This is a genomic window from Enterobacter sp. I4, assembly GCF_022669095.1.
GTDB classification, from domain to species: Bacteria; Pseudomonadota; Gammaproteobacteria; order Enterobacterales; family Enterobacteriaceae; genus Enterobacter; species Enterobacter pasteurii.
The window spans coordinates 816,532-842,809 of sequence record NZ_JALBUO010000001.1 but is presented as its reverse complement, the minus strand read 5'-3'; the positions used below and the strand labels follow the sequence as shown (position 1 = coordinate 842,809).

The window sequence follows — 26,278 nt, the reverse complement described above, 5'->3', positions numbered from 1 at the left end:
ATTTACTTAATTAAGCAAATACTAAACAACCATGACCGAACTCGAACAACTTCAGGCCAGCGCCGGACAGGCCGCCACGCTACTGAAAGCCATGAGCAACCCGCGCAGGCTGCTGATCCTGTGCACGCTCTGCGGCGCGCCCGGAACCAGCGCGGGCGATCTGGCTCGCGCAACGGGGCTAAGCCCCTCCGCCACCTCTCAGCATCTGGCGCGCATGCGTGAAGAGGGGCTTATCGACAGCACCCGTGAAGCCCAGCGCATCCTGTATTCCATCAAAAACGATGCGGTGCACCAGCTGATAAGCACCCTGAAATCCCTCTATTGTCCGTAAGGAGCTGATATGTCTCTTCCTCTTATTTCGCCGCAGCAGGCAAACGCGCTTATCGCTGAGGGCGCAAGGCTGATTGATATTCGCGACGCCGACGAATATGCCCGCGAGCATATTCCGGCTGCGCGCTCTTTACCGCTGGACTCCCTGTCCGGCAGGCTAAACGCCGCGCCTGGTGAAACGGTAATCTTCCACTGTCAGTCCGGGGCCCGAACGGCTAACCATGCCGCACGGCTTGCGCAGGCGGCGTCGCCCGCTCAGGCCTTCGTGGTTGAGGGGGGTATTCAGGGCTGGAAACAGGCCGGTCTGCTGACCGTTGAAGACAAAACCCAGCCGCTGCCGCTGATGCGTCAGGTGCAGATCGCCGCCGGGCTGCTGATCCTCTGCGGCGTGGTGCTGGGATATGGCATCTCCAGCCTCTTCTTCCTGCTGAGCGGTTTCGTGGGTGCCGGGCTGCTGTTCGCCGGCGTAACGGGCTTCTGCGGCATGGCGCGGCTGCTGAAGGTGATGCCGTGGAACCGTGGTACCTCGTAAGCAGTACCCGACAGATTAGACTGTACCCCGCTTCGGACGTGGGCTATGGTGAAGATCGTTATAACGATGAGGAGGTGCTATGTTTTCTGTCGGCGATTATGTCCAACCGCGTCAGGGTGGTCCGAAACTGAAGGTGCTCGAGGTAAATGGCGAAAGCATTGTGGCCGTGCAGGCCAGCAACGAACAGGGCGAGAAATATAACCTGAAAGCGGCAGACGTTGTTCTGTACACCGAAGAGGGTGACTTTGGCGTCTGCTAGGTCGATAGCCGGGCGGAATATACCGCCCGGATGATACTCAGATCAGGAAATCGTCCAGCGTTTTTCCGTTTGCCAGCGCGTTTGCAATTGGCTTCGGCGTACGCCCCTGACCGGTCCACGTTTTCTCTTCACCGTTAGCGTCAATAAAACGATATTTCGCCGCACGCGCTTTACGTTTTTTAGCCGGTTGACCCGCGTGAGCCAGCTCACCGCCCAGCAGATCGCTCGGAGAAATACCATCAGCTTTCATCAGTTCCAGCAGAGCATTAATTTTATCCTGCTGTTCAGCGCGTTGACGCTCTAATTCAGCCTGCTCGCTGCGTTTTTCTTCAGTGACAATCCGGAATTTTTCCAGCACTTCTTCCAGAACATCCAGGGATAATTCACGCGCCAGCGCCCGGAGGGTGCGGATATTATTAAGATTCTGTAACGTTAAAGCCATAATAATGAGAAACCTTTCTTCGTGTGTATAACATAAATCAGGCAACAGAATAATTGATTTTTGCGCTGATATCTACCCACCCGCGCGTTTTGACATTATTGTAAATGGATTTAAATATCCGGTTAATATAATCCCGAAATATCTGCCCTTTTATTGCGGAATATACCGTTCTCCCTCTGACCGACAGGCCCTGTTTAAACCCGCCTGCAAATTAGCCCATTCGCCACCGTGGCATAGGTTTTTTTACGCTGCCTTAACCATCGTAACTTTCTGTTTTATAAACACAAACAAGCGCAAGGGAAAGAAAATAACGAAGCGCGCAAAAAACAGGCATCTTTAGAGAATTTTGTGGACAAAGCGCCACGAAATAAAGATAAATCACTACTTGTTAGTTAAAAGCCAGAGAGATACGCTATACACTCAAAACAAACCAACCTAAAGCACTAATCGCCGCGGGTAAAATGCCACTTTTTTGTTCTGTTCGAGGAGTTCAGACATGTTCTCACCGCAGTCTCGCCTGCGCCATGCGGTAGCGGATACTTTCGCGATGGTAGTCTACTGTTCCGTCGTGAACATGCTGATTGAAATTTTCCTGTCGGGAATGTCCTTTGAGCAGTCTCTCTCGTCGCGCCTGGTCGCCATCCCGGTAAATATCATGATTGCCTGGCCGTACGGTTTATATCGCGACGCGGTTATGCGTTTCGCCCGGCGTATTAGCCCGGCTGGCTGGATAAAAAACCTGGCCGACGTGCTGGCTTACGTAACGTTCCAGTCCCCGGTGTACGTGGTTATTTTGCTGACGGTAGGCGCAGACTGGCATCAAATCGCCGCCGCGGTGAGTTCAAATATCGTGGTTTCAATGCTGATGGGTGCGGTGTACGGCTACTTTCTTGACTACTGCCGCCGCCTGTTTAAGGTCAGCCCCTACAGCCAGGCGAAAGCGTAAGGTGAGGCGACTGGCTCATGCCAGTCGCAAAATTACTGTACGTCGCCAAACAGTCCTTTCAGGAACCGCTCCAGCGCCATACGCGAGCTGAAACCGTGCGGAATACCATAATGCTCATGCGTCTCGCCGCCTAAATAGAGCGGAAATTGCTGATAATGATCGCAGGTTTTAATATCCGAGGCAGGCTCAGCAAATGACAGGCTTCTGTCTTTCAGTGTCGGGTGAATAATGAGAGCGGTACGCCCCATTCGTGCTTCACGGTTAACGTAAACATAATTCTCGCCACGGCGATATCCGTACGCTTTTGATGTTACCTCATCCATGGTGAAACCTTCTTTTTCAAGAACGCGCGCCACTTCATCGGGTCGTAAATACATATCTCTTCCTCGTTATCATTCCTGCCCGGCAACCTTACAGTATTCAGCATTAGCAGGGCTTTCAGAATATTCCATAAACTGCCCGATAAGCCGTGACTCGCTTCAGATATTACATTTCTGAACTAAACTAAACGGGAACACAAAATTATGGAGGATCGTATGTTTAACAGACCGAACCGAAACGATATTAACGACGACACTCAGGATATTCGTAACGATGTCAGCCAATTAGCGGACACGCTGGAAGCGGTGCTCAAATCCTGGGGCTCTGATGCGAAGGATGAAGCAGATGCCGCGAAACGTAAGGCTCAGTCTCTTCTGCGTGAAACGCGGGCACGGATGAACGGCCGTTCACGCACCACGCAGGCCGCCTGCGACATGGCCAGTTGCGCCACGACCTTTGTGCGTGAGAAACCGCTCTGTACGCTGGGCACGGTCGCGGCGGTGGGTATTTTTGTCGGCGCCCTGCTCAGCCTGCGTAAGTAAGCGTGAGCTATCGGCCCCGGTCGCCCCTGGCGCCGGGGCTTTTCTTTGCCTGAAAGCCTGAAAAACCCGCGCAGCACGCCCTTCCCCGCTGTGCTCATCATTGGGGCAACATCAATCTGATTTTCCCATATCTTGTATGGTTGAATCTTATCTCAACTACATCTAGTATTTCCTTAAGCAAGACACACACGACATGACGCGTTTACTCGCGCCGATTTCTCATTCTAAATGGAAATACGAATCATGAGCATTATTATTTACACTCGTAACAATTGTGTTCAGTGCCACGCCACGAAGCGTGCAATGGAGAGCCGCGGCGTAGCCTTTGAGATGGTCAATCTCGATCAGGTGCCCGATGCGGCCGAGGTCCTGCGGGCGCAGGGCTTCCGTCAGCTTCCGGTCGTGGTTGCCGGTGACACCAGCTGGTCCGGCTTTCGCCCGGACATGATCAATCGCCTGAGCGCTCAGGCCACGCGTGCATGAGCGGGCTGGTCTACTTTTCCAGCAGCTCGGAAAACACGCTTCGGTTTATGGAGCGCCTCGGGCTGCCTGCGGTGCGCATTCCGCTGAACGAGCGGGAGCGTATTCGGGTAGACGAACCTTACATCCTGGTGGTGCCCAGCTACGGCGGCGGCGGCACGGCGGGAGCCGTTCCCCGTCAGGTGATCCGCTTTCTTAACGATCCCCATAACCGACGGCTGATTCGCGGCGTGATCGCGGCGGGCAATCGCAACTTCGGCGAGGCCTTTGCCCGCGCCGGGGATGTCATCTCTCAAAAATGCGGCGTGCCGTATCTCTATCGTTTTGAACTAATGGGGACACAGCAGGACGTAGAGAACGTGCGTAAAGGAGTAAACGAATTTTGGCAACGACAACCGCAGAACGCGTGATTCAGGCGACACCGGATTACCACGCGCTGAACGCGATGCTCAACCTCTATGACCGTGAGGGACGCATTCAGTTTGGTAAAGATCGTGAGGCGGTAGACGCCTTTATCGCCGCCCACGTCCGCCCGAACAGCGTGACCTTCGGCAGCCAGCAGGAGCGTCTCGACTATCTGGTTAAAGAGGGTTATTACGAGGAACGGGTGTTAACCCGCTACGACCGCCCCTTCGTGGTGGCGCTGTTTGAGCGCGCTCACGCCAGCGGCTTTCGCTTCCAGACGTTTCTCGGCGCGTGGAAGTATTACACCAGCTACACCCTGAAAACCTTCGACGGCAAGCGCTATCTGGAAAGCTTTGAAGATCGCGTGGTCATGGTGGCGCTGACGCTGGCGCAGGGCGATGAAGCGCTGGCCGAAAGGCTGACGGAAGAGATGCTCTCCGGCCGCTTCCAGCCCGCCACGCCCACCTTCCTCAACGGCGGTAAAGCCCAGCGCGGTGAGCTGGTCTCCTGCTTCCTGCTGCGTATTGAAGACAATATGGAGTCGATTGGCCGCGCGGTGAACTCGGCGCTGCAGCTTTCCAAGCGCGGCGGCGGCGTGGCGTTTTTGCTTTCGAACCTGCGTGAAGCGGGCGCGCCGATCAAGCGCATCGAAAACCAGTCCTCGGGCGTGATCCCGGTGATGAAGATGCTGGAAGACGCCTTCTCTTATGCCAACCAGCTTGGCGCGCGCCAGGGCGCTGGCGCCGTTTATCTTCACGCCCACCACCCGGACATCCTGCGGTTTCTGGATACCAAACGCGAAAACGCCGACGAAAAAATCCGCATCAAAACCCTGTCGCTTGGCGTAGTAATCCCGGATATCACCTTTACGCTCGCCAAAGAGAATGCCGACATGGCGCTGTTTTCGCCGTATGACGTTGAGCGAATTTACGGCAAAGCGTTTGGCGACGTGGCGATAAGCGAGCTGTACGACGAGCTGGTTGCCGACGATCGCATTCGCAAAAAATACATCAACGCCCGGGATTTCTTCCAGACGCTGGCTGAAATTCAGTTTGAATCCGGCTATCCGTACATCATGTACGAGGACACGGTGAATCGCGCGAATCCGATTGCCGGGCGCATCAACATGAGCAACCTGTGTTCGGAGATTTTGCAGGTCAACAGCGCCTCCACCTATGACGAGAATCTGGACTACGCCGACATCGGCAAAGATATCTCCTGTAACCTCGGGTCGCTGAATATTGCCCACACCATGGATTCTCCCGATTTTGGCCGCACGGTGGAGACCGCCGTTCGCGGGCTGACGGCGGTCTCGGACATGAGCCACATCCGCAGCGTGCCGTCCATTGAGGCAGGCAACGCCGCGTCGCACGCCATCGGCCTCGGGCAGATGAACCTGCACGGCTATCTGGCGCGGGAGGGCATCGCCTACGGCAGCCCGGAAGGGCTCGATTTCACCAACTTCTATTTCTACACCGTCACCTGGTACGCGCTGCACACGTCCATGATGCTGGCGCGCGAGCGCAACCAGCGTTTCGCCGGCTTTGAGCGGTCGCGCTACGCCAGCGGGGCGTATTTCAGCCAGTATCTGGAAGGCGACTGGCAGCCGAAAACCGAAAAGGTGCGCGAGCTGTTCGCGCGTGCGGGGATCGTTCTGCCGACGCGCGACATGTGGCTGCAGCTGCGTGACGACGTGATGCGCTACGGCATCTACAACCAGAACCTGCAGGCGGTGCCGCCGACCGGCTCGATCTCTTACATCAACCACGCCACGTCGAGCATTCACCCGATCGTGTCGAAAATTGAGATCCGTAAGGAAGGCAAAACCGGGCGCGTCTACTACCCCGCCCCGTTTATGACCAATGAGAACCTTGCGCTGTATCAGGACGCGTATGAAATCGGCCCGGAAAAAATCATCGATACCTACGCCGAGGCAACCCGACACGTGGATCAGGGGCTGTCGCTGACGCTGTTCTTCCCGGATACCGCCACCACGCGGGATATCAACAGAGCGCAGATTTACGCCTGGAAGAAAGGCATCAAAACGCTGTACTACATTCGCCTGCGCCAGCTTGCGCTGGAAGGCACCGAAATTGAAGGCTGCGTGTCCTGCGCGCTGTAAGGAGAAAGGATGAAACTGTCACGCGTGAGCGCCGTTAACTGGAACAAGATTCAGGACGACAAAGATCTGGAGGTGTGGAACCGCCTCACCAGCAACTTCTGGCTGCCGGAAAAGGTGCCGCTTTCCAACGATATTGCGGCGTGGCAGACCCTCAGCCACGCCGAGCAGCAGCTGACGATCCGCGTCTTTACCGGCCTGACCCTGCTGGACACCATTCAGAACACCGTGGGCGCGCCCGCGCTGATGAGCGATGCGCTGACGCCGCACGAAGAGGCGGTGATGTCGAATATCAGCTTCATGGAGGCAGTGCACGCCCGATCCTACAGCTCGATTTTCTCGACGCTGTGCCAGACCAGAGATGTTGATGCAGCCTACGCCTGGAGCGAGGAGAGCGCGTCGTTGCAGCGCAAGGCGGAGCTGGTGCTGGAATATTATCGGGCCGACGAGCCGCTGAAGAAGAAGATCGCCAGCGTGTTCCTGGAATCGTTCCTCTTCTATTCTGGCTTCTGGCTGCCAATGTACTGGTCGAGCCGGGGCAAGCTCACCAACACCGCCGATTTGATTCGCCTCATCATCCGGGATGAAGCGGTGCACGGATACTATATCGGCTATAAGTACCAGAAAGGGCTGGAGAAAGTCAGCGACGCGAAGCGCGAGGAGCTGAAGGGCTTTGCCCTTGATTTGCTGATGGATCTGTACGATAACGAGCTGCGCTATACCGACGAACTCTACGCCGGAACCGGCTGGGAAGAGGACGTGAAGGCGTTCCTCTGTTACAACGCCAATAAAGCGCTGATGAACCTCGGCTACGAGGCGCTGTTCCCGCCGGAAATGGCGGAGGTGAACCCGGCGATCCTGGCGGCGCTGTCGCCGAACGCCGACGAAAACCATGACTTCTTCTCCGGGTCCGGGTCGTCGTACGTGATGGGCAAAGCGGTGGAGACGGAAGACGAGGACTGGGATTTTTAATGTAGGCAGTAACGTTCATTAATTAAATATAAATCCCATTATTTCCACACCATTATTTGACCAGGCACTACACTGTAATTTACCCGTCATATTCGCCTGAATCACACCGATTCAGGCGAATTTCCCGATGCAGCAGCAAAAAATTCAGAAAAATTCAAACCTCCCTCAGCCCTTTATTCATGGGAAATTCAGCCGTTTCGCTTGTGGCAAAATTCCGGCCTCAGGCCGGTGCAGGGTTGTCTCAGAATCTGAGTATGTTAGGGTAATGCCAGTTAACTATTTACCATGGTAATCATATCGACATAAACAAATAACAGGACACTCTCTATTGCATGGCAATTAAATTAGAAGTGAAAAATCTTTATAAAATATTTGGCGAGCATCCGCAGCGCGCATTCAAATATATTGAGAAAGGCCTTTCGAAAGAGCAAATTCTGGAAAAAACCGGGCTATCGCTTGGCGTTAAAGACGCCAGTCTGGCCATTGAAGAAGGCGAGATATTTGTCATCATGGGATTATCCGGTTCGGGTAAATCCACTATGGTTCGCCTTCTCAATCGCCTGATTGAACCCACCCGCGGACAGGTGCTGATTGACGGCGTGGATATCGCCAGAATATCAGACGCCGAGCTTCGCGAGGTGCGCAGAAAGAAGATTGCAATGGTGTTTCAGTCATTCGCGCTAATGCCGCATATGACGGTGCTGGATAATACCGCCTTTGGCATGGAATTAGCCGGCACGCCCGCTCAGGAACGTCAGGAAAAAGCCCTTGATGCGCTGCGCCAGGTGGGGCTGGAGAATTATGCGCACGCGTATCCGGATGAACTTTCCGGCGGTATGCGCCAGCGCGTAGGATTAGCCCGCGCATTAGCCATTAATCCGGATATATTATTAATGGATGAAGCCTTCTCGGCTCTCGATCCGTTAATTCGTACCGAGATGCAGGATGAGCTGGTAAAATTACAGGCCAAACATCAGCGCACAATTGTTTTTATTTCTCACGATCTGGATGAAGCCATGCGTATTGGCGACCGTATCGCCATTATGCAAAATGGTGAAGTGGTGCAGGTCGGCACGCCGGATGAAATTCTCAATAACCCGGCGAATGATTATGTGCGCACCTTCTTCCGCGGCGTGGATATTAGCCAGGTATTCAGCGCCAAAGATATTGCCCGCCGAACCCCGAACGGCATTATCCGTAAAACGCCGGGTTTTGGCCCGCGCTCCGCGCTTAAGCTGCTGCAGGACGAAGACCGTGAATACGGCTATCTGGTTGAACGCGGCAATAAATTTGTCGGCGTTGTTTCCATCGACTCTCTGAAAACCGCACTCGGCGAAAACCAGGGAATCGATGCGGCGTTAATTGACGCTCCGCTTGCCGTGGATGCCGAGACGCCGCTCAGCGAGCTGCTCTCTCACGTCGGCCAGGCGCCGTGCGCCGTGCCGGTCGTGGGTGAGGAACAACAGTACGTCGGCATCATCTCAAAACGCATGTTGCTGCAGGCTTTAGATCGCGAGGGGGCAAACAATGACCGATCAATCTAACCCGTGGGGCACCACTGAAGCGGCGGACAGCGCTGCGCAATCCGCCGATGCGTGGGGCTCCACGCCAGCGCCGGCCGATGGCGGCGGCGCGGCAGACTGGCTGAACAGCGCACCCGCGCCTGCGCCAGAACACTTCAACATTATGGATCCGTTCCACAAAACGCTGATCCCGCTGGACAGCTGGGTCACGCAGGGGATCGACTGGGTGGTAACCCACTTCCGCCCGGTATTCCAGGGGATCCGCATCCCGGTGGATTACATCCTGAACGGCTTCCAGCAGCTGATGCTGGGCATGCCTGCACCGGTGGCCATTATCCTGTTCTCGCTTATCGCGTGGCAGTTTGGCAGCGCGGGGATGGGGGTCGCCACGCTGATTTCCCTGATCGCTATCGGCGCGATTGGCGCGTGGTCTCAGGCGATGATAACCCTCGCGCTGGTGCTGACCGCCCTGCTGTTCTGCATCGTCATCGGGCTACCGATGGGGATCTGGCTGGCGCGTAGCCCGCGGGCCGCGAAAATTATCCGTCCGCTGCTGGATGCGATGCAGACCACCCCGGCGTTCGTTTATCTGGTGCCTATCGTGATGCTCTTCGGCATCGGTAACGTGCCGGGCGTGGTGGTGACCATTATCTTCGCCCTGCCGCCGATTATTCGCCTGACCATTCTGGGTATTAACCAGGTCCCGGCGGATCTGATTGAGGCTTCGCGCTCGTTCGGCGCCAGCCCGCGCCAGATGCTGTTTAAGGTTCAGCTTCCGCTGGCGATGCCGACCATTATGGCAGGCGTTAACCAGACGCTGATGCTGGCGCTGTCGATGGTGGTTATCGCCTCGATGATTGCCGTTGGCGGACTGGGCCAGATGGTGCTGCGCGGCATTGGCCGCCTCGACATGGGGCTGGCAACCGTCGGCGGCGTAGGGATTGTGATCCTCGCCATTATTCTTGACCGCCTGACCCAGGCCGTCGGTCGTGATTCACGCAGTCGCGGCAACCGTCGCTGGTATACCACCGGCCCTGTCGGGTTACTCACCCGTCCATTTACAAAATAAGGAACAACGATGCGACAGAGCGTACTTTTTGCTACAGCGATTGCCACCCTTGTCTCCACCAGCACGTTTGCGGCTGAGCTGCCGGGCAAAGGCATTACCGTACAGCCGGTGCAGAGCACCATTTCGGAAGAGAGCTTCCAGACGCAGATCGTCAGCCGCGCGCTGGAGAAGCTGGGCTATACGGTAAATACCGCCAGCGAAGTGGATTATAACGTAGGCTATACCTCGATTGCCTCCGGTGACGCCACCTTTACCGCCGTGAACTGGCAGCCGCTGCACGACGACATGTATGCCGCCGCGGGCGGCGACAAGAAGTTCTATCGGGAAGGCACCTTCGTGACCGGCGCAGCGCAGGGCTATCTGATCGACAAAAAAACCGCCGATAAGTACCACATCACCAACATTGAGCAGCTGAAGGATCCGAAGATCGCCAGACTGTTCGATACCAACGGTGACGGCAAGGCCGACATGATGGGCTGTTCACCGGGCTGGGGCTGTGAAGCGGTGATCAACCACCAGAACAAGGCCTTTGACCTGGCGAAGACCGTCGACGTGAGCCACGGTAACTACTCCGCGATGATGGCCGATACCATTGCTCGTTTTAAAGAGGGCAAACCGGTTATCTATTATACCTGGACCCCGTACTGGGTGAGCGACGTGCTGAAGCCGGGCAAAGACGTGGTGTGGCTGCAGGTACCGTTCTCCTCCCTGCCGGGCGAACAGAAAGATATCGACACCAAACTGCCGAACGGCATGAACTATGGCTTCCCGGTGAACACCATGCATATTGTGGCTAACAAAGCCTGGGCCGAGAAAAACCCGGCGGCGGCGAAGCTGTTCTCCGTGATGAAGCTGCCGCTGGCGGACATCAACGCTCAGAACGCCATGATGCACGCGGGTAAATCCTCCGAAGCGGATATTAAAAACCACGTGGATGGCTGGATCAAAGCCCACCAGGAGCAGTTTGACGGTTGGGTGAAGGAGGCGCTTGAGGCGCAGAAGTAAGTTTTCCCCTCACCCCGGCCCTCTCCCAAGGAAGAGGGTGTTAGCGTTCCCTCTCCCTGTGGGAGAGGGTTAGGGTGAGGGCACCAGACCGCACCATCCCCTAAACCGCACAATCCATCACGTAACAATCCCCCAACATTCACAATCATTAGTTATTATGTTTCCGGAAAAATAATCACCTAACTAACGATTCCTGAAACTAATGACAAAAACAACTCAGGGGCTTAGCCCCGCGCTTATCCTTTTAATGTCCGTGGCAACGGGTCTGGCTGTCGCCAGCAACTATTACGCGCAGCCTCTGCTTGATACCATCGCGCGCGCCTTCGATCTTTCTGCCAGCTCCGCCGGCTTTATCGTCACCGCCGCGCAGCTCGGCTATGCGGCAGGGCTGCTGTTCCTGGTGCCGCTTGGCGATATGTTTGAGCGCCGGATGCTTATTGTCTCCATGACGCTTCTGGCGGCAGGCGGCATGCTGATCACCGCCAGCAGCCAGTCGTTAACGATGATGATTATCGGCACCGCGCTGACGGGGCTGTTCTCCGTGGTGGCGCAAATTCTGGTTCCCCTCGCCGCAACGCTGGCCTCGCCGGAAAAACGCGGCAAAGTGGTCGGCACCATCATGAGCGGCCTGCTGCTGGGCATCCTGCTGGCGCGAACCGTTGCGGGTCTGCTGGCGAGCCTCGGCGGCTGGCGCACCGTTTACTGGGTGGCGAGCGTGCTGATGGTTGTCATGGCGCTGGCGCTGTGGCGCGGCCTGCCGAAAGTGAAGCAGGAGAATCACCTGAACTATGCGCAGCTCCTCGCTTCCGTTTTCAGCCTCTTCACCAGAGATAAGCTCCTGCGCACGCGCGCTATTCTGGGGTGCCTGACCTTCGCCAACTTCAGCATTTTGTGGACGTCGATGGCGTTTCTGCTCGCGGCCCCGCCGTTTAACTATTCGGAAGGGGTCATTGGCCTGTTCGGGCTGGCGGGCGCGGCGGGCGCACTGGGCGCGCGTCCGGCCGGAGGACTGGCCGACAAGGGCAAATCTCACATGACCACCTCCGCAGGGCTGGTGCTGCTCCTGCTCTCATGGGCTGCGATCTGGTACGGGCATACCTCGGTGCTGGCGCTGATTGTCGGTATTCTGGTCCTCGACCTCACCGTGCAGGGCGTGCATATCACCAATCAGACCGTGATTTATCGCGTGAAGCCGGACGCACGTAACCGCCTCACCGCCGGGTACATGACCAGCTACTTTATCGGCGGCGCGGCGGGCTCGCTGATTTCAGCCTCCGCGTGGCAGCATGCGGGCTGGACGGGCGTATGCGCTATCGGCGCTATCGTGGCGGCAGTGAACCTGCTGGTATGGTGGCGCGGGTATCACCGTCAGGACGCAATTCACTAAGATTTACATTGCTTTGGGCCTCCTGGGGTGTAAAGGGGGCCTGCATCTGTTAATGTAACGGTAATCATTTATCCCAGAAATTTTACTGTGGGTGACATATTTACTACCGGCATGAATAGCTCAGACCCCTGTCCTCACGTCCTCTCTTTCGCGGGTACCCACCCCACCCTTTCTGTGCTCACCGGGTCACGGATTTACCCGGCGCTTTCTGACGGTGACATACTTTTGGCGGATATAACCGCACAAATAATTCATTTACATTATTTGTCACCGTCGTTACTATATCGGCTGTAATTAATGAGGTTATGCCCAAAATGGATAGTTCGTTTACGCCCATTGAACAAATGCTTAAGTTCCGCGCGAGTCGTCATGAGGACTTCCCGTATCAGGAAATCCTGCTGACGCGCCTGTGCATGCACATGCAGGGTAAGCTGCTGGAAAACCGTAATAAAATGCTGAAAGCTCAAGGGATTAACGAGACGTTGTTTATGGCGTTGATTACGCTGGAGTCTCAGGAAAATCATAGCATTCAGCCGTCGGAACTGAGCTGCGCGCTGGGTTCATCCCGTACTAATGCAACCCGTATTGCTGACGAGCTGGAAAAGCGCGGCTGGATCGAACGCCGTGAAAGCGATAACGATCGCCGTTGCCTGCATCTGCAGCTGACCGAAAAAGGTCACGAATTCCTGCGCGAAGTGCTGCCGCCGCAGCACAACTGCCTGCACCAGCTCTGGTCTGCCCTCAGCACCGCCGAGCGCGACCAGCTTGAGCACATTACTCGCAAGCTGCTCACCCGTCTGGACCAGATGGATGAAGATGGCACCATTCTCGAGGCGCTGCGCTAACGCGACAATCCGCTCAACATTCCAGATTTCGAAAAGAAAAACTGACAGGCCAGCACGTCAAACTGCTGGCCTTTCTGACAACAGGTCGGCTCAGCCGATGTGAAAATAAAAAGATCGTGGAGAACAACAATGAGCGCAAATGCGGAGAACACTCCCCCGCAGCAACCGGTCAACAAGAAGGGCAAACGTAAGAGCGCCCTTCTTCTGCTGACCTTGCTCTTTATTATTATTGCCGTGGCATATGGGATCTATTGGTTTTTAGTATTGCGTCATGTTGAAGAGACAGACGATGCATACGTGGCAGGGAACCAGGTTCAAATCATGGCGCAGGTGTCGGGCAGCGTGACGAAAGTCTGGGCCGACAATACCGACTTTGTGAAAAAAGGCGATGTGCTGGTCACGCTCGATCCGACCGACGCCCAGCAGGCGTTTGAAAAAGCACAGACGCAGCTGGCCTCCAGCGTTCGTCAGACCCGCCAGCTGATGATCAACAGCAAGCAGCTTCAGGCCAACATCGACGTGCAGAAAACCGCACTGGCGCAGGCGCAGAGCGACCTTAAGCGTCGCGTTCCTCTCGGCACCGCCAACCTGATTGGCCGCGAAGAGCTGCAGCACGCCCGCGATGCGGTTGCCAGCGCTCAGGCGCAGCTGGACGTGGCGATTCAGCAGTACAACGCCAACCAGGCGATGGTGCTGGGCACCTCTCTGGAAAACCAGCCAGCGGTGCAACAGGCAGCGACCGAGGTGCGCAACGCATGGCTTGCCCTGCAGCGTACGAAAATCGTCAGCCCGATGACCGGCTACGTCTCTCGCCGCTCGGTGCAGCCTGGCGCGCAAATTGGCACCACCACCCCGCTGATGGCCGTCGTTCCGGCGAACAATCTGTGGGTGGACGCGAACTTCAAAGAGACCCAGCTTGCGCATATGCGTATCGGCCAGACCGCGACCGTGGTCAGCGACATCTACGGTGATGACGTGAAGTACACCGGGAAAGTGGTCGGTCTGGACATGGGCACCGGCAGCGCGTTCAGCCTGCTGCCCGCGCAGAACGCCACCGGGAACTGGATCAAAGTGGTACAGCGCTTGCCGGTGCGTATCGAGCTGGATCCTAAACAGCTGGCAGACCATCCGCTGCGAATTGGCCTTTCCACGCTGGTAACGGTGGATACCGCCAACCGCGACGGCCAGATCCTCGCAAGCCAGGTGCGCAGCACGCCGGCTTATGAAAGTAACGCCCGTGAAATTAGCCTCGATCCGGTCAATAAGCTGATCGATGACATCGTGAAGGCAAACGCCGGTTAATCCGAAGGTGAGCGTTATGCAACAGCAAAAGCCGCAAAAACCGCTGGAGGGGGCGCAGCTGGTCATTATGACCATTGCGCTGTCGCTGGCGACATTCATGCAGGTGCTGGACTCCACCATCGCAAACGTGGCGATCCCAACCATCGCCGGTAACCTTGGTTCATCCCTGAGCCAGGGGACCTGGGTTATTACCTCGTTCGGGGTGGCGAACGCCATCTCCATTCCGATTACCGGCTGGCTGGCGAAGCGCGTCGGCGAAGTGAAGCTGTTCCTCTGGTCGACGATCCTGTTCGTGCTTGCCTCCTGGGCGTGCGGCATGTCCAGCAGCCTGACGATGCTGATCTTCTTCCGCGTTATTCAGGGGATTGTCGCCGGTCCGCTGATTCCGCTATCGCAAAGCTTACTGCTGAATAACTATCCGCCCGCCAAACGCTCCATCGCGCTCGCGCTGTGGTCGATGACGGTGATTGTCGCGCCAATTTGCGGGCCAATCCTCGGCGGCTATATCAGCGATAACTACCACTGGGGCTGGATCTTCTTCATCAACGTGCCTATCGGTGCGCTGGTGGTGCTGATGACGCTTCAGTCATTGCGCGGCCGCGAAACGCGGACCGAACAGCGGCGGATCGACGGCATCGGGCTGGCGCTGCTGGTTGTCGGCATCGGCAGCCTGCAAATCATGCTCGACCGCGGTAAGGAGCTGGACTGGTTTGCCTCGACGGAAATCATCGTGCTGACGGTGGTCGCCGTGGTTGCCATCAGCTTCCTGATTGTCTGGGAGCTGACGGACGATAACCCGATTGTCGATCTCTCGCTATTTAAGTCGCGAAACTTCACCATCGGCTGCCTCTGTATCAGCCTCGCCTATATGCTCTACTTCGGCGCGATCGTTCTGCTGCCGCAGCTGCTGCAGGAGGTTTACGGCTATACCGCAACCTGGGCGGGGCTGGCGTCCGCGCCGGTAGGGCTAATACCGGTGCTGCTGTCGCCGATTATTGGCCGCTTCGCCCATAAGCTCGATATGCGCAGGCTGGTGACCTTCAGCTTCATCATGTACGCCGTGTGCTTCTACTGGCGCGCGTACACGTTCGAGCCGGGAATGGACTTTGGCGCTTCCGCGTGGCCGCAGTTTATTCAGGGCTTTGCCGTGGCGTGCTTCTTTATGCCGCTCACCACCATTACGCTTTCCGGCCTGCCGCCCGAGCGCATGGCGGCGGCATCGAGCCTGTCGAACTTTACCCGCACGCTGGCGGGCTCCATCGGGACCTCGATCACCACTACCCTGTGGACCAACCGGGAATCGATGCACCATGCCCAGCTGACCGAAGCGGTAAACCCGTTCAACCCGAACGCGCAGCAGATGTATAGCCAGCTTGAGGGGATGGGCATGACGGAGCAGCAGGCGTCCGGCTGGCTTGCCCAGCAGATCACCAACCAGGGGTTAATTATCTCGGCGAACGAAATTTTCTGGATTTCGGCCGGGATCTTTATCGTCCTGCTGGGGCTGGTGTGGTTTGCCAAACCGCCGTTTGGAGCCGGTAGCGGCGGCGGCGGCGCGCATTAATTCGCGTTGTCCAAAACGCGACAGCGATTGTCAGTTCCGATAAAGCAGCGCTCCTGAAATCGATTCACGATAGTGAAAAGACAACAGGAGCGCATCATGCTGAACACGCCCGCCGACAAATACCGGCCTTATCCCCCGCTTTCACTGCCCGACCGCCGCTGGCCGGAGCAACGCATTACGCGCGCGCCGCGCTGGCTCTCCACCGACCTGCGCGACGGTAACCAGGCTCTGGCCGAGCCGATGGACGGCGCGCGCAAGCTGCTGTTCTGGGAGCTGCTGCTGGACTGCGGCTTTAAGGAGATCGAGGTTGCTTTTCCGTCCGCCTCGCAGACGGACTTCAATTTTGTGCGCCAGCTGATTGAAGAAAACCGCATTCCGGATGACGTCACCATTCAGGCGTTAACCCAGGCGCGGGAAGATCTCATCATCCGCACCTTTGCGTCCCTGCGCGGCGCTCAGCAGGCCACCGTACACCTCTATAATGCGACAGCCCCGCTGTTCCGCCGTCTGGTGTTCGGCATGGAGAAGGCGCAGGTAGTCGAACTGGCGACGCGCTCCACGCGGCTTATCCGGCAATTATGCGAAGAAAACCCCGACACCCGCTGGCAGTATGAGTATTCGCCGGAAACCTTCTGCTTTACCGAGCCGGAGTTTGCGCTGGAGATTTGTGAAGCCGTGGCGGATATCTGGCAGCCATGCGGGGCGCGTCCGATGATCGTCAACTTACCGGCCACCGTGGAAGTGAGTACGCCGAACGTCTATGCCGACCAGATCGAGTATTTCTGCCGCCACTTCAGCCGCCGCAGCGACGTCTGCATCAGCGTGCATCCGCATAACGATCGCGGGACAGGCGTCGCCAGCGCGGAGCTGGCGGTGATGGCCGGAGCCGATCGCGTGGAGGGATGCCTGTTTGGCAACGGCGAGCGCACGGGCAACGTCTGCCTGGTGACGCTGGCGATGAATCTCTACAGCCAGGGCGTTAGCCCGAATCTTGACTTCAGCGATATGCACCGGGTGGTAGAAACGGTTGAAACCTGCAACCAGCTTCCCGTCCATCCGCGTCATCCGTGGGCGGGTCGGCTGGCCTACACCGCCTTCTCCGGCTCGCATCAGGATGCCATCAAGAAAGGCTTCGATGCCCGCCGGCCTGGCGAGCGCTGGGAGATGCCGTACCTGCCCGTCGATCCGCAGGATATCGGCTGTACCTATGAAGCGGTCATCCGCGTGAACAGCCAGTCAGGAAAAAGCGGCAGCGCGTGGCTTATCGAGCAAAACCACGGCCTGAAGTTGCCCCGCGCGCTGCAGCAGGATTTTAGCCAGCACGTGCAGCAGGAAACGGATCGCCACGGAAAAGAGATGACGCAGAATGCGCTGTGGCAGCTGTTTCGTACCCGCTACGGGCTGGTAGCGGCCCCGCAGTTTGCCCTGCAGTCCTACAGCAGCGACGGCCAGAAGGACGGCCTGCTGCGGCTGACGGCGATCGTTGCAACGCAGGGAGGAACGCGCCAGCTGGAGGGCCAGGGGAACGGGCTGCTCTCCGCCGCCGCTCACGGCTTAAGCCGCTGGGTCGACGCGCCGTTTGTGATTAAGGATTATCACGAACATACCCTGGGTGAACGCAGCGACAGCCGCTCGGTGGCCTATATCCGCTGCCTGTTCCAGGACGGTACCAGCAGCTGGGGCGTGGGCATTGACGGCGACGTGGCGCGCGCATCGCTTCAGGCGCTGCTTAACGCGGTCAGTCGTTCTTAAAGTAATCGCTGGGTGAGATACCCATCACCCGGCGAAACATTGCCGTGAACGCGCTGTGGCTGCCGTACCCCAGATCCAGCGCCACGCGCAACACCGGCTGGCCCTGCGCCAGCCGCACTAGTGCTTCCAGCAGCCGCGCCCGTCTCACCCATTCGCTGTAGCTTAACCCGGTCTGCTGCTGAAAATGGCGGTTCAGCGTCCGTTCGCTCATGCTCAACAGCTTCGCCGCCTGTGCGCTGCTCCAGCTCTCGCCTGAGGCCTGTCGAATCTGCTGGCAAAGGTGACGTAGCGCCTCGCTTTGCGGTTCAGGCAGGTGAAACGGCAGTATCGGCATGATGCGAATTTCGTCAAGGATCAGCTCATAGATGCGTTCATCGCGGCTTCCGGGGGCGTAAGATTCAGGAAGCGTAAGTGAGGTAAGGATCAGCTCGCGCAACAGCGGGGAGATCTGCACGATCTGACAGGTCGCCGGAAGATCGGCGCGCGCCAGCGGATCGATAAACAGCGTGCGGGCCGCAACGTTGCCGGTGATGCGCAGGGCGTGCTGCGTACCCGCAGGTAGCCACACGCCGCGGCCAGGCGGCACCACCCAGCAGCCGGAGACGGTATCGACGCGCACGACGCCCGTCAGGCTATGCAGGAGCTGCGCGCAGTCGTGCCGATGCCACGGCTCGCTGGCACCGTGAGCATAATCATGTGCGAACGGAACAAGCGGGCGGTGGGTAAAGGAGAAGGTTGTGGTTGTGGTCATGGGCTAAACAACCCTCACCCTACCCTCTCCCTGAAGGAGAGGGAAAAGGTGCACTAGATGTGCAGTTCCTGGAGCTTCTCTTTTGGCAGGGCCAGCTCATCGTTGCTGTTTACGCGAACGTCGCGTTCGATGATATGGCGGGCAATTTCCTGCGCTTCTTCCAGAGAGTGCATCTGGTAGGTGCCGCACTGATACACGTTCAGCTCGGGGATCTGGTTCTGCTCTTTTACCTTCAGCACGTCTTCCATCGCCGCTTTCCACGCATCCGCAACGCGCTTCTCTTCTGGCTGACCAATCAGGCTCATGTAAAAACCGGTGCGGCAGCCCATCGGAGAGATATCGATGATCTCAACGCCGTTGCCGTTCAGGTGGTCGCGCATAAAACCGGCGAACAGGTGCTCCAGGGTGTGAATGCCTTTCTCCGGCATCACTTCCTTATTTGGCACGCAGAAGCGCAGATCGAAAACGGTGATCGTGTCGCCGTGCGGGGTGTTCATGGTCTTCGCCACGCGGACTGCAGGTGCTTCCATACGGGTATGGTCGACAGTAAAGCTATCTAATAACGGCATACGTCACCTCCGATAGTGATTTTTTTTAAAATAAACTGAACTCTTCTACACAATGCGCGTCTGAGTATATGAAAGACGCGCATTTGTTATCATCATCCCTGAATTCAGAGATGTATATTTTGGCCACAGCGATGTGGCCTTTTTCTTTTGGTTCAGGCCTGTTTCGCCAGAAACGCCTCAAACGACTCCGTATCCGCCGCTTCGACCTCTTTCTGACGCACAATGGACGCATCGCGCTCCGCCGCAAAATCTGCTTCGCTCAGGATCTCTAACGGTTCCTGCATCAGCATCTCGCGGTACTCCGCTGAGAGTGAACGCCCCGTGCCACCAATCCCCTGTTCAATCATAGAACGCAGAATACGCGCCGAGAACGTCAGCTCCGGGTTATCAAAGCTTTCGACCAGTTCGTCGCAGACCTTCTGGTAAGCTTCACCGCCGTACACGCTGTCCAGCGTCTGTGCCACGCGCTTCAGGTCCTGGAACAGATCTTTGCCCACCTTCGCGAGCGGGAACTGCGCCGTTTCACAGCCAATGCCTAACGTCAGGCCCGGCTTGCGCCCTTCCAGAATCACGCGATTCCAGTTGGTACGGGTACACAGCAGCTCGTCGGCGCTCATTTCCGGCGCATCCGCCAGCACGCACCAGACCATAAACAGGTCGAGGAAGCGAACCTGCTGCTCGTCAACGCCAATCGGTGAGAACGGGTTGATATCCAGCGAGCGCACTTCAATGTATTCAATACCGCCACGCTGCAGCGCATCCGACGGGGTTTCCCCGCTGCGCGTTACGCGCTTCGGACGAATTGGCGCATACAGCTCGTTCTCAATCTGCAATACGTTGCTGTTGATTTGCAGGCGCTTGCCGTCTTTTTCGAGGCCGATTTTTTCGTACTCTTCCGACGGAGTTTTAATTGCCCGCTTCAAGCCTGCCACATAGTCGTGCAAATCGTTAAACGTAATTCCGAGATTGCTTTGCGATTTATTGGTATAGCCAAGGTCGCTCAGGCGCAGGGAAGTCGCGTACGGCAGGTAATACATTCCGCACTCGGTTTTCTCGAACGGCAGCGTGGTCGGTTTCCCCTGCAGGAACGAGGAGCAAATCGCCGGAGACGCGCCAAACAGATACGGAATAACCCAGCCGAAACGGTAATAGTTGCGGATCAGGCGGAAATAACCCGCAGAGATCGCTTCTTTGTCCGTTTCACCGCATTTCGCCTGCCAGAACGCCATCGGCAGAGAGAAGTTGTAGTGCACGCCAGAGATGGTCTGCATCAGTGCGCCGTAGCGATTTTTCAGGCCTTCACGGTACAGCGTTTTCAGCCGACCAATATTCGAGGTGCCGTACTGCGCCAGCTCGATGTCCTGCCCCTGCTCGATATAGCACGGCATGCTGAGCGGCCACATGCGCTCGTCGCCGAGGTTGCGGGCGGTGAAGCGATGCACATCGCGCATGATCGCCAGCATATGATCGATATCGCCGTCTACCGGCGTAATGAACTCCAGCAGCGCTTCGGCGAAATCGGTTGTGATCCATTTATGTGTCAGCGCCGAGCCTAACGCCTCCGGGTGTCCCGTTGTCGCTAAGCTACCATCCGCATTTACGCGCAGCGTTTCGCGCTCAAGCCCACGCTGAATCCCCTTCAGTGCCTGAGGGTGATTTTCCAGCCAGGCCAGCGCCTGTGATACGTCCGGGATCAATTTGACCTCCCGCCTGTCAAAAAATTGTCACTCAGCATAATTGTAATGGTTGACGATTGAAGGTCGCGAATTCATTCCACCAATTAGTGCCACCACGTCATACCCTGTAGTGTTACCCATGCCAGTAAAACATAGCGTAACGCCTTGCCAAGGCACAAAAAAAAGAGCACCGGTCCCCAGGAGATGCGCATCCATCCCGCCAGCAGACACAGTAAATCGCCTATTACAGGCATCCAGCTTAATAACAGCGTGGCAGCGCCATAGCGTTTTAGCCAGCCCACCGCCTTTTCCTGCCAGCGAGATTTTTCGCGTAGCGGAAAGAAACGTCCAAGAATAACGTTAGTCAGCCCTCCAAGGCTATTACCCATTGTTGCTATTAAGACCAGCAACCAGGGCTGACTCACGCCGGACAACAGCATCGCCACCAGTACCACTTCCGAATTCCCCGGCAAGAGGGTGGAGCTTAAAAAACTGCTGGCGAATAATGAAGCAAGTGACAGCGCGTCACTCACAGTAAGCGAACGTCCACCGCGGCCATGCCTGCATCACGCGCGGCCTGAATACCAAAGTCGGCATCTTCAAACACAACGCATTTTGCAGGCGGGACGCCCATTAATTCTGCACAGAGCAGAAAGGTGTCCGGTGCGGGTTTGTGATTTTTAACATGATCGGCAGCAACGACGGCAGAAAAATAGTGGCGCAGGCCAAGGTGATTGAGCAGCGCTTCAGCAATGGCGCTCTCGCTGCCCGTGCCGACGGACATAGGACGACGTCCGTGCCACGCTTTAACGACCTCAATAAGCGGTAAAGGCTGCACGGTGTCTAACAGTATGGCTTTTACCGCATCGGTTTTTTCACGCGCGAGCTGGTGCGGGTCGAGATCGGCCTGGTTTAGCTCAATTACGGCCTGTGCGATACGCCAGGTGGGAGATCCGTTGAGGGCAATCATCGCCTGTAAATCGAAGCGCATACCGTAACGGCCAAGAACATCGGTCCAGGCCTGGCGATGCGTGGGTTCGGTATCCAGGAGAGTGCCATCCATGTCGAAGATCAAACCGTCATACTGTGCGTACATCGTGCTCTCGCTAAACGATTAACAAAGCATTACTTTATCGTAAAAGGTGGTTTTTGTCGCTGACAGAGAGTGTGATTGCTGACGGAACGTCGAAGGAATAAACAAAAGGGGAGGAGATGGTGCATCCGGGAGGATTACTCGGCTTACGCCTCGCCCTGCGGGCCGTTGCTAAAGCAACGTTATCCTCCCTGGTGCTTGCGATTAACTCGCAGACCTTGAAACAACAGCATCGCTGTTATCTCGGAGAATATGGTGCATCCGGGAGGATTCGAACCTCCGACCGCTCGGTTCGTAGCCGAGTACTCTATCCAGCTGAGCTACGGATGCATCAGGGAAATGCTTTTAGAAACAGTAGATGGTGCATCCGGGAGGATTACTCGGCTGCGCCTCGCCCTTCGGGCCGTTGCTAAAGCAACGTTATCCTCCCTGGTGCTTGCGATTAACTCGCAGACCTTGAAACAACAGCATCGCTGTTATCTTGGAGAATATGGTGCATCCGGGAGGATTCGAACCTCCGACCGCTCGGTTCGTAGCCGAGTACTCTATCCAGCTGAGCTACGGATGCATCAGGGAACTGCTTTCAGAAATAGTAAATGGTGCATCCGGGAGGATTCGAACCTCCGACCGCTCGGTTCGTAGCCGAGTACTCTATCCAGCTGAGCTACGGATGCATCGGGATTTACTACTGTACTACTCGATATTCATATCACTTCGAAAGCAATATGAAGTAATAGATGGTGCATCCGGGAGGATTCGAACCTCCGACCGCTCGGTTCGTAGCCGAGTACTCTATCCAGCTGAGCTACGGATGCAAAATGGCGGTGAGGCGGGGATTCGAACCCCGGATGCAGCTTTTGACCGCATACTCCCTTAGCAGGGGAGCGCCTTCAGCCTCTCGGCCACCTCACCACACAACGCCTCTTTCGAGTGCTTCGAGTAACTCGTTAAGAGCTTCTCGTCGCTGCGTGGCGCATATATTACTTTCTGGGACTTATAAGTCAAACAATTTTCCACATGCTTTTTTCGTTTGCACAATTCGCACGCAATTCGCATGTAAAAGCCGCAAAGAGAGTGTTTTATAAGCGGATTTTGCAGACATCTTCACAGAAATCTCCAGAGAGAAGCGGGTGATTTAGATGAGATAAAGGTATGGGAGTGGTTAAAAACGAAGCGTTTGAAATAGAACGGTAACTTTATGCAGGAAAAATAGCAGGAGGGTTGCGTCTCGCCCGACAGCGAGACGCGACAATATCAGTAACTGGACTGCTGGGATTTTTCAGCCTGGATACGCTGGTAGATCTCTTCACGGTGGACAGATACTTCTTTAGGAGCGTTAACACCAATACGTACCTGGTTACCCTTTACCCCTAAAACTGTCACGGTGACCTCATCCCCAATCATGAGGGTCTCACCAACTCGACGAGTCAGAATCAGCATTCTTTGCTCCTTGAAAGATTAAAAGAGTCGGGTCTCTTGTATCCCGGCATTATCCATCATATAACGCCAAAAAGTAAGCGATGACAAACACGTAAAGTGTAAGCAGTCACGGCATCACATTCTGTTAAACGTAAGTTTAGCCGATATACACAAACTCAACCTGACTTTATCGTTATCGATAGCGCAGTGAGCAAGACGCCATAACGTTACCGCTATGGCGTCTGCTTGTGCTTTGTAGTTATTACAGTTTCGCGCTTACCCAGCTTTCAACGCTGGCTAATGCCGCGGGAAGTGCCGCCGCATCCGTACCACCGGCTTGTGCCATGTCCGGACGACCGCCACCTTTACCACCCACCTGCTGGGCAACCATGCCAATCAGTTCCCCTGCTTTAACGCGGTCAGTTACGTCTTTAGAGACCCCCGCAATCAGAGAAACCTTACCCTCTGCGACCGTCGCCAGCACGATAACCGTTGAACCAAGCTGGTTCTTCAGATCGTCGACCATCGTGCGCAGCATCTTAGGCTCAACGCCCGCCAGATCGCTGACCAGCAGTTTAACGCCCTTAATGTCTACCGCTTTGCTGGAGAGGTTCGCACTCTCCTGCGCCGCAGCCTGCTCTTTAAGCTGCTGAAGCTCTTTTTCCAGCTGACGGGTACGATCCAGCGCAACGCGCACTTTTTCGCTCAGGTTCTGGCTATCGCCCTTCAGCAACTGCGCGATGTCGTGCAGCTGGTCGCTCTGCGCGTGCAGGCTGGCGATTGCGCCTTCGCCGGTCACCGCTTCGATACGACGAACGCCCGCAGCAGTACCCGATTCAGAAACGATGCGGAACAGGCCGATATCGCCGGTGCGCGAGGCGTGAGTACCGCCGCACAGCTCGGTAGAGAAGTCGCCCATGCTCAGTACGCGCACGCGATCGTCATATTTCTCGCCGAACAGCGCCATCGCACCCGCTTTCTTCGCCGCCTCGAGATCCATCACATGGGTTTCGATCGGCAGGTTACGGCGGATCTGCGCGTTCACCAGGTCTTCCACCGCGCGGATTTCAGACGGCTTCATCGCTTCAAAATGCGAGAAGTCGAAGCGCAGCATTTTGTCATTAACCAGAGAACCTTTCTGTGCAACGTGGGTACCCAGCACTTCACGCAGGGCTGCGTGCATCAGGTGGGTTGCAGAGTGGTTCAGACGAATGCGCGCGCGACGGGCTTCATCAACGTTAGCCTGAACGCCCTCACCCACCTTCAGAGAGCCGGAAACCAGTTTGCCCTGGTGACCGATCGCCTGACCGTATTTCTGAGTGTCGCTCACGCTGAAGCTGAAGCCATTGCCTTTCAGTTCACCTTTATCGCCAACCTGACCACCGGATTCCGCATAGAATGGCGTTTTATCCAGAATGACCACGGCGTCCTGACCCGCGCTGATGCTGTCTACGGCCTTGCCGTCAACAAACAGTGCGGTCACGTTGCTGGTCAGCGCCAGCTCTTCGTAGCCTTTAAATTCAGACGCGCTGTCCACGCGGATCATCGCGTTGTAGTCCGCGCCAAAACCGCTGGATTCACGCGCGCGGCGACGCTGCTCTTCCATTGCGGCTTCAAATCCGGCTTCGTCAACCTTGATGTTGCGCTCGCGGCAAACGTCAGCCGTCAGGTCAACCGGGAAGCCGTAGGTGTCGTACAGGCGGAAAGCGGTTTCGCCGTCCAGCGTGTCGCCCTTCAGTTTTGCCAGCTCGTCGTCAAGCAGCGCAAGTCCGCGCTCCAGCGTACGGGCAAACTGCTCTTCTTCGGTTTTCAGAATCTGCTCAACCTGCGCCTGCTGGCGCTTCAGCTCGTCGCCGGCAGAACCCATTACGCCAATCAGTGGCCCAACGAGCTTATAGAAGAAGGTGTCCTTAGCGCCCAGCATGTTGCCGTGACGGATCGCGCGGCGAATGATACGACGCAGCACGTAGCCGCGGTTTTCATTCGACGGGATAACGCCGTCGGCAATCAGGAACGCGCAGGAACGAATATGGTCCGCAATCACGCGCAGAGATTTGTTGTTCAGATCGGTTGCGCCCGTCACGTCGGCAACGGCTTTGATCAGGGTGCTGAACAGGTCAATCTCATAGTTGGAGTTGACGTGTTGCAGAACGGCCGCGATACGCTCCAGGCCCATGCCGGTATCAACGGACGGTTTTGGCAGCGGCTCCATGGTGCCGTCAGCCTGACGGTTGAACTGCATGAAGACGATGTTCCAGATCTCAATGTAGCGATCGCCGTCTTCTTCCGCGCTGCCCGGAGGGCCGCCCCAGATATGGTCGCCGTGATCGTAGAAGATCTCGGTGCACGGGCCGCAGGGACCGGTGTCACCCATCTGCCAGAAGTTGTCGGACGCGTAAGGTGCGCCCTTGTTGTCACCGATACGAATGATACGTTCGCGTGGGATACCAACTTCTTTTTCCCAGATTTCAAACGCTTCGTCATCGGTCTCGTAAACGGTTACCCACAGACGCTCTTTCGGCAGGTTGAACCAGTTTTCACCGGTCAGCAGTTCCCACGCGTATTGAATGGCGTCGTGTTTGAAGTAGTCGCCGAAGCTGAAGTTACCCAGCATTTCGAAGAAGGTGTGGTGGCGCGCGGTGTAACCGACGTTTTCCAGGTCGTTGTGTTTACCGCCCGCACGCACGCAACGCTGTGAGGTTGTGGCGCGGGAATAATTACGCTTGTCGAGACCAAGGAACACATCCTTGAACTGGTTCATCCCGGCGTTGGTAAACAGCAGAGTCGGGTCATTGTTCGGTACCAGGGAGCTGCTGGCAACAACCTGGTGTCCCTTACTATGGAAAAAATCGAGAAACGCCTGACGGATCTCAGCGGTGCTCTTGCTCATAATTATCCTGAAATCAAGCTAACGAAATGTCGCAGCAGATCTGTATCTGAAAACAGTTGGACGGACCAGCTACTGGAAAAAGTGG

At 56.4% G+C, this 26,278-nt stretch carries 26 protein-coding genes and 5 tRNA genes; 17 read left to right on the top strand and 14 right to left on the bottom strand.

What is annotated here, in order from left to right; translation table 11 throughout:
- The first annotated feature begins 31 nt into the window (after window positions 1-31).
- The 3 genes from MOQ06_RS04005 (at window position 32) to MOQ06_RS03995 (ending at window position 1,121) form a co-directional block, all read left to right on the top strand.
- Window positions 32-331 (top strand): metalloregulator ArsR/SmtB family transcription factor, encoded by a 300-nt coding sequence (locus MOQ06_RS04005; RefSeq protein WP_148421387.1) that lies wholly within the window; start codon window positions 32-34, stop codon window positions 329-331.
- Window positions 332-340: 9 nt separating this feature from the next.
- On the top strand, window positions 341-862 hold the full coding sequence (locus MOQ06_RS04000; RefSeq protein WP_242171276.1) for a rhodanese family protein: 522 nt from the start codon (window positions 341-343) through the stop codon (window positions 860-862).
- A 79-nt stretch (window positions 863-941) separates the two neighbouring features.
- Window positions 942-1,121: a hypothetical protein gene (locus tag MOQ06_RS03995; RefSeq protein WP_148421383.1), complete on the top strand. Its 180-nt coding sequence runs from the start codon at window positions 942-944 to the stop codon at window positions 1,119-1,121.
- A gap of 37 nt (window positions 1,122-1,158) precedes the next feature.
- Here the strand turns inward: MOQ06_RS03995 and stpA are convergent, their stop codons facing one another.
- Window positions 1,159-1,563 carry a DNA-binding protein StpA gene (gene stpA, locus MOQ06_RS03990; RefSeq protein WP_193356683.1) on the bottom strand — a complete coding sequence of 135 codons (405 nt, stop codon included), beginning with the start codon at window positions 1,561-1,563 and terminating at the stop codon, window positions 1,159-1,161.
- Between the two features lie 496 nt (window positions 1,564-2,059).
- On the opposite strand from stpA, the gene alaE reads away from it, so the two are divergent.
- Entirely contained in the window at window positions 2,060-2,509 is a 450-nt protein-coding gene (gene alaE, locus MOQ06_RS03985; protein WP_148421379.1) for an L-alanine exporter AlaE, read from the top strand.
- Between the two features lie 32 nt (window positions 2,510-2,541).
- On the opposite strand, the gene MOQ06_RS03980 is transcribed toward alaE, so the two are convergent.
- Window positions 2,542-2,886 (bottom strand): DUF2002 family protein, encoded by a 345-nt coding sequence (locus MOQ06_RS03980; RefSeq protein ID WP_006811693.1) that lies wholly within the window; start codon window positions 2,884-2,886, stop codon window positions 2,542-2,544.
- 159 nt (window positions 2,887-3,045) lie between these two features.
- On the opposite strand from MOQ06_RS03980, the gene MOQ06_RS03975 reads away from it, so the two are divergent.
- From MOQ06_RS03975 to leuA, 13 genes are all read left to right on the top strand, one after another.
- Entirely contained in the window at window positions 3,046-3,372 is a 327-nt protein-coding gene (locus MOQ06_RS03975; RefSeq protein ID WP_017382769.1) for a DUF883 domain-containing protein, read from the top strand.
- Between the two features lie 243 nt (window positions 3,373-3,615).
- Window positions 3,616-3,855 carry a glutaredoxin-like protein NrdH gene (nrdH, locus tag MOQ06_RS03970; RefSeq protein WP_242171273.1) on the top strand — a complete coding sequence of 80 codons (240 nt, stop codon included), beginning with the start codon at window positions 3,616-3,618 and terminating at the stop codon, window positions 3,853-3,855.
- A complete protein-coding gene (gene nrdI, locus MOQ06_RS03965) occupies window positions 3,852-4,262 on the top strand; it encodes a class Ib ribonucleoside-diphosphate reductase assembly flavoprotein NrdI (protein WP_148421376.1) in 411 nt (136 codons plus the stop codon). The genes nrdH and nrdI overlap by 4 nt, the downstream gene beginning before the upstream one ends.
- A complete protein-coding gene (nrdE, locus tag MOQ06_RS03960) occupies window positions 4,235-6,379 on the top strand; it encodes a class 1b ribonucleoside-diphosphate reductase subunit alpha (protein WP_242171271.1) in 2,145 nt (714 codons plus the stop codon). The genes nrdI and nrdE overlap by 28 nt, the downstream gene beginning before the upstream one ends.
- A gap of 9 nt (window positions 6,380-6,388) precedes the next feature.
- Window positions 6,389-7,348, top strand: coding sequence for a class 1b ribonucleoside-diphosphate reductase subunit beta (gene nrdF / locus MOQ06_RS03955; RefSeq protein WP_242171254.1), 960 nt, complete (start codon window positions 6,389-6,391; stop codon window positions 7,346-7,348).
- Between the two features lie 332 nt (window positions 7,349-7,680).
- The gene (gene proV, locus MOQ06_RS03950; protein ID WP_148421369.1) at window positions 7,681-8,892 is read left to right on the top strand and encodes a glycine betaine/L-proline ABC transporter ATP-binding protein ProV; all 1,212 of its coding nucleotides are present in this window, start codon (window positions 7,681-7,683) and stop codon (window positions 8,890-8,892) included.
- A complete protein-coding gene (gene proW / locus MOQ06_RS03945) occupies window positions 8,876-9,940 on the top strand; it encodes a glycine betaine/L-proline ABC transporter permease ProW (RefSeq protein WP_148421367.1) in 1,065 nt (354 codons plus the stop codon). Before proV ends, proW begins: the two co-directional genes overlap by 17 nt.
- 9 nt (window positions 9,941-9,949) lie before the next feature.
- On the top strand, window positions 9,950-10,945 hold the full coding sequence (gene proX / locus MOQ06_RS03940) for a glycine betaine/L-proline ABC transporter substrate-binding protein ProX (protein ID WP_242171240.1): 996 nt from the start codon (window positions 9,950-9,952) through the stop codon (window positions 10,943-10,945).
- Between the two features lie 202 nt (window positions 10,946-11,147).
- Window positions 11,148-12,332: an MFS transporter gene (locus tag MOQ06_RS03935; RefSeq protein ID WP_176609652.1), complete on the top strand. Its 1,185-nt coding sequence runs from the start codon at window positions 11,148-11,150 to the stop codon at window positions 12,330-12,332.
- A 314-nt stretch (window positions 12,333-12,646) separates the two neighbouring features.
- The gene (gene emrR, locus MOQ06_RS03930) at window positions 12,647-13,177 is read left to right on the top strand and encodes a multidrug efflux transporter EmrAB transcriptional repressor EmrR (protein WP_176609651.1); all 531 of its coding nucleotides are present in this window, start codon (window positions 12,647-12,649) and stop codon (window positions 13,175-13,177) included.
- 129 nt (window positions 13,178-13,306) lie between these two features.
- Window positions 13,307-14,479, top strand: a complete 1,173-nt coding sequence (gene emrA, locus MOQ06_RS03925) for a multidrug efflux MFS transporter periplasmic adaptor subunit EmrA (protein WP_176609650.1) — start codon at window positions 13,307-13,309, stop codon at window positions 14,477-14,479.
- 16 nt (window positions 14,480-14,495) lie between these two features.
- Entirely contained in the window at window positions 14,496-16,043 is a 1,548-nt protein-coding gene (gene emrB, locus MOQ06_RS03920) for a multidrug efflux MFS transporter permease subunit EmrB (RefSeq protein WP_006811709.1), read from the top strand.
- A gap of 96 nt (window positions 16,044-16,139) precedes the next feature.
- Window positions 16,140-17,795 carry a 2-isopropylmalate synthase gene (gene leuA, locus MOQ06_RS03915; RefSeq protein ID WP_242171231.1) on the top strand — a complete coding sequence of 552 codons (1,656 nt, stop codon included), beginning with the start codon at window positions 16,140-16,142 and terminating at the stop codon, window positions 17,793-17,795.
- On the opposite strand, the gene MOQ06_RS03910 is transcribed toward leuA, so the two are convergent.
- The 12 genes from MOQ06_RS03910 to alaS form a co-directional block, all read right to left on the bottom strand.
- Window positions 17,782-18,546, bottom strand: coding sequence for a helix-turn-helix transcriptional regulator (locus tag MOQ06_RS03910; protein ID WP_242171227.1), 765 nt, complete (start codon window positions 18,544-18,546; stop codon window positions 17,782-17,784). The genes leuA and MOQ06_RS03910 overlap by 14 nt on opposite strands.
- Window positions 18,547-18,599: 53 nt before the next feature.
- Window positions 18,600-19,115 carry an S-ribosylhomocysteine lyase gene (gene luxS / locus MOQ06_RS03905; protein WP_003862180.1) on the bottom strand — a complete coding sequence of 172 codons (516 nt, stop codon included), beginning with the start codon at window positions 19,113-19,115 and terminating at the stop codon, window positions 18,600-18,602.
- Between the two features lie 152 nt (window positions 19,116-19,267).
- Complete coding sequence (gshA, locus tag MOQ06_RS03900; RefSeq protein ID WP_242171224.1) at window positions 19,268-20,812, bottom strand: glutamate--cysteine ligase; 1,545 nt, start codon at window positions 20,810-20,812, stop codon at window positions 19,268-19,270.
- 83 nt (window positions 20,813-20,895) lie between these two features.
- Window positions 20,896-21,324, bottom strand: coding sequence for a YqaA family protein (locus tag MOQ06_RS03895; RefSeq protein WP_017692791.1), 429 nt, complete (start codon window positions 21,322-21,324; stop codon window positions 20,896-20,898).
- Entirely contained in the window at window positions 21,321-21,887 is a 567-nt protein-coding gene (yqaB, locus tag MOQ06_RS03890; RefSeq protein WP_148421353.1) for a fructose-1-phosphate/6-phosphogluconate phosphatase, read from the bottom strand. Before yqaB ends, MOQ06_RS03895 begins: the two co-directional genes overlap by 4 nt.
- A gap of 250 nt (window positions 21,888-22,137) precedes the next feature.
- Window positions 22,138-22,214 (bottom strand) — tRNA-Arg (locus MOQ06_RS03885).
- Window positions 22,215-22,375: 161 nt separating this feature from the next.
- Window positions 22,376-22,452, bottom strand: a tRNA-Arg gene (locus MOQ06_RS03880).
- A 29-nt stretch (window positions 22,453-22,481) separates the two neighbouring features.
- Window positions 22,482-22,558, bottom strand: a tRNA-Arg gene (locus tag MOQ06_RS03875).
- Window positions 22,559-22,622: 64 nt separating this feature from the next.
- Window positions 22,623-22,699: transfer RNA gene (locus MOQ06_RS03870), tRNA-Arg, on the bottom strand.
- 4 nt (window positions 22,700-22,703) lie between these two features.
- A tRNA-Ser gene (locus MOQ06_RS03865) sits at window positions 22,704-22,796 on the bottom strand.
- Window positions 22,797-23,138: 342 nt separating this feature from the next.
- Window positions 23,139-23,324: a carbon storage regulator CsrA gene (gene csrA / locus MOQ06_RS03860; RefSeq protein ID WP_000906486.1), complete on the bottom strand. Its 186-nt coding sequence runs from the start codon at window positions 23,322-23,324 to the stop codon at window positions 23,139-23,141.
- A gap of 241 nt (window positions 23,325-23,565) precedes the next feature.
- Window positions 23,566-26,193 carry an alanine--tRNA ligase gene (alaS, locus tag MOQ06_RS03855; protein ID WP_242171221.1) on the bottom strand — a complete coding sequence of 876 codons (2,628 nt, stop codon included), beginning with the start codon at window positions 26,191-26,193 and terminating at the stop codon, window positions 23,566-23,568.
- Window positions 26,194-26,278 lie beyond the last annotated feature (85 nt).

Coding starts and splice junctions, on each gene's coding strand:
- MOQ06_RS04000 (WP_242171276.1), top strand. CDS start 341: ATGTCTCTTCCTCTTATTTCGCCGCAGCAGGCAAACGCGCTTATCGCT.
- nrdH (WP_242171273.1), top strand. CDS start 3,616: ATGAGCATTATTATTTACACTCGTAACAATTGTGTTCAGTGCCACGCC.
- alaS (WP_242171221.1), bottom strand. CDS start 26,193: ATGAGCAAGAGCACCGCTGAGATCCGTCAGGCGTTTCTCGATTTTTTC.
- MOQ06_RS03995 (WP_148421383.1), top strand. CDS start 942: ATGTTTTCTGTCGGCGATTATGTCCAACCGCGTCAGGGTGGTCCGAAA.
- luxS (WP_003862180.1), bottom strand. CDS start 19,115: ATGCCGTTATTAGATAGCTTTACTGTCGACCATACCCGTATGGAAGCA.
- nrdF (WP_242171254.1), top strand. CDS start 6,389: ATGAAACTGTCACGCGTGAGCGCCGTTAACTGGAACAAGATTCAGGAC.
- proV (WP_148421369.1), top strand. CDS start 7,681: ATGGCAATTAAATTAGAAGTGAAAAATCTTTATAAAATATTTGGCGAG.
- emrA (WP_176609650.1), top strand. CDS start 13,307: ATGAGCGCAAATGCGGAGAACACTCCCCCGCAGCAACCGGTCAACAAG.
- emrR (WP_176609651.1), top strand. CDS start 12,647: ATGGATAGTTCGTTTACGCCCATTGAACAAATGCTTAAGTTCCGCGCG.
- MOQ06_RS03910 (WP_242171227.1), bottom strand. CDS start 18,546: ATGACCACAACCACAACCTTCTCCTTTACCCACCGCCCGCTTGTTCCG.
- emrB (WP_006811709.1), top strand. CDS start 14,496: ATGCAACAGCAAAAGCCGCAAAAACCGCTGGAGGGGGCGCAGCTGGTC.
- yqaB (WP_148421353.1), bottom strand. CDS start 21,887: ATGTACGCACAGTATGACGGTTTGATCTTCGACATGGATGGCACTCTC.
- MOQ06_RS03980 (WP_006811693.1), bottom strand. CDS start 2,886: ATGTATTTACGACCCGATGAAGTGGCGCGCGTTCTTGAAAAAGAAGGT.
- stpA (WP_193356683.1), bottom strand. CDS start 1,563: ATGGCTTTAACGTTACAGAATCTTAATAATATCCGCACCCTCCGGGCG.
- leuA (WP_242171231.1), top strand. CDS start 16,140: ATGCTGAACACGCCCGCCGACAAATACCGGCCTTATCCCCCGCTTTCA.
- MOQ06_RS03975 (WP_017382769.1), top strand. CDS start 3,046: ATGTTTAACAGACCGAACCGAAACGATATTAACGACGACACTCAGGAT.
- nrdI (WP_148421376.1), top strand. CDS start 3,852: ATGAGCGGGCTGGTCTACTTTTCCAGCAGCTCGGAAAACACGCTTCGG.
- proW (WP_148421367.1), top strand. CDS start 8,876: ATGACCGATCAATCTAACCCGTGGGGCACCACTGAAGCGGCGGACAGC.
- MOQ06_RS03935 (WP_176609652.1), top strand. CDS start 11,148: ATGACAAAAACAACTCAGGGGCTTAGCCCCGCGCTTATCCTTTTAATG.
- csrA (WP_000906486.1), bottom strand. CDS start 23,324: ATGCTGATTCTGACTCGTCGAGTTGGTGAGACCCTCATGATTGGGGAT.
- proX (WP_242171240.1), top strand. CDS start 9,950: ATGCGACAGAGCGTACTTTTTGCTACAGCGATTGCCACCCTTGTCTCC.
- MOQ06_RS04005 (WP_148421387.1), top strand. CDS start 32: ATGACCGAACTCGAACAACTTCAGGCCAGCGCCGGACAGGCCGCCACG.
- alaE (WP_148421379.1), top strand. CDS start 2,060: ATGTTCTCACCGCAGTCTCGCCTGCGCCATGCGGTAGCGGATACTTTC.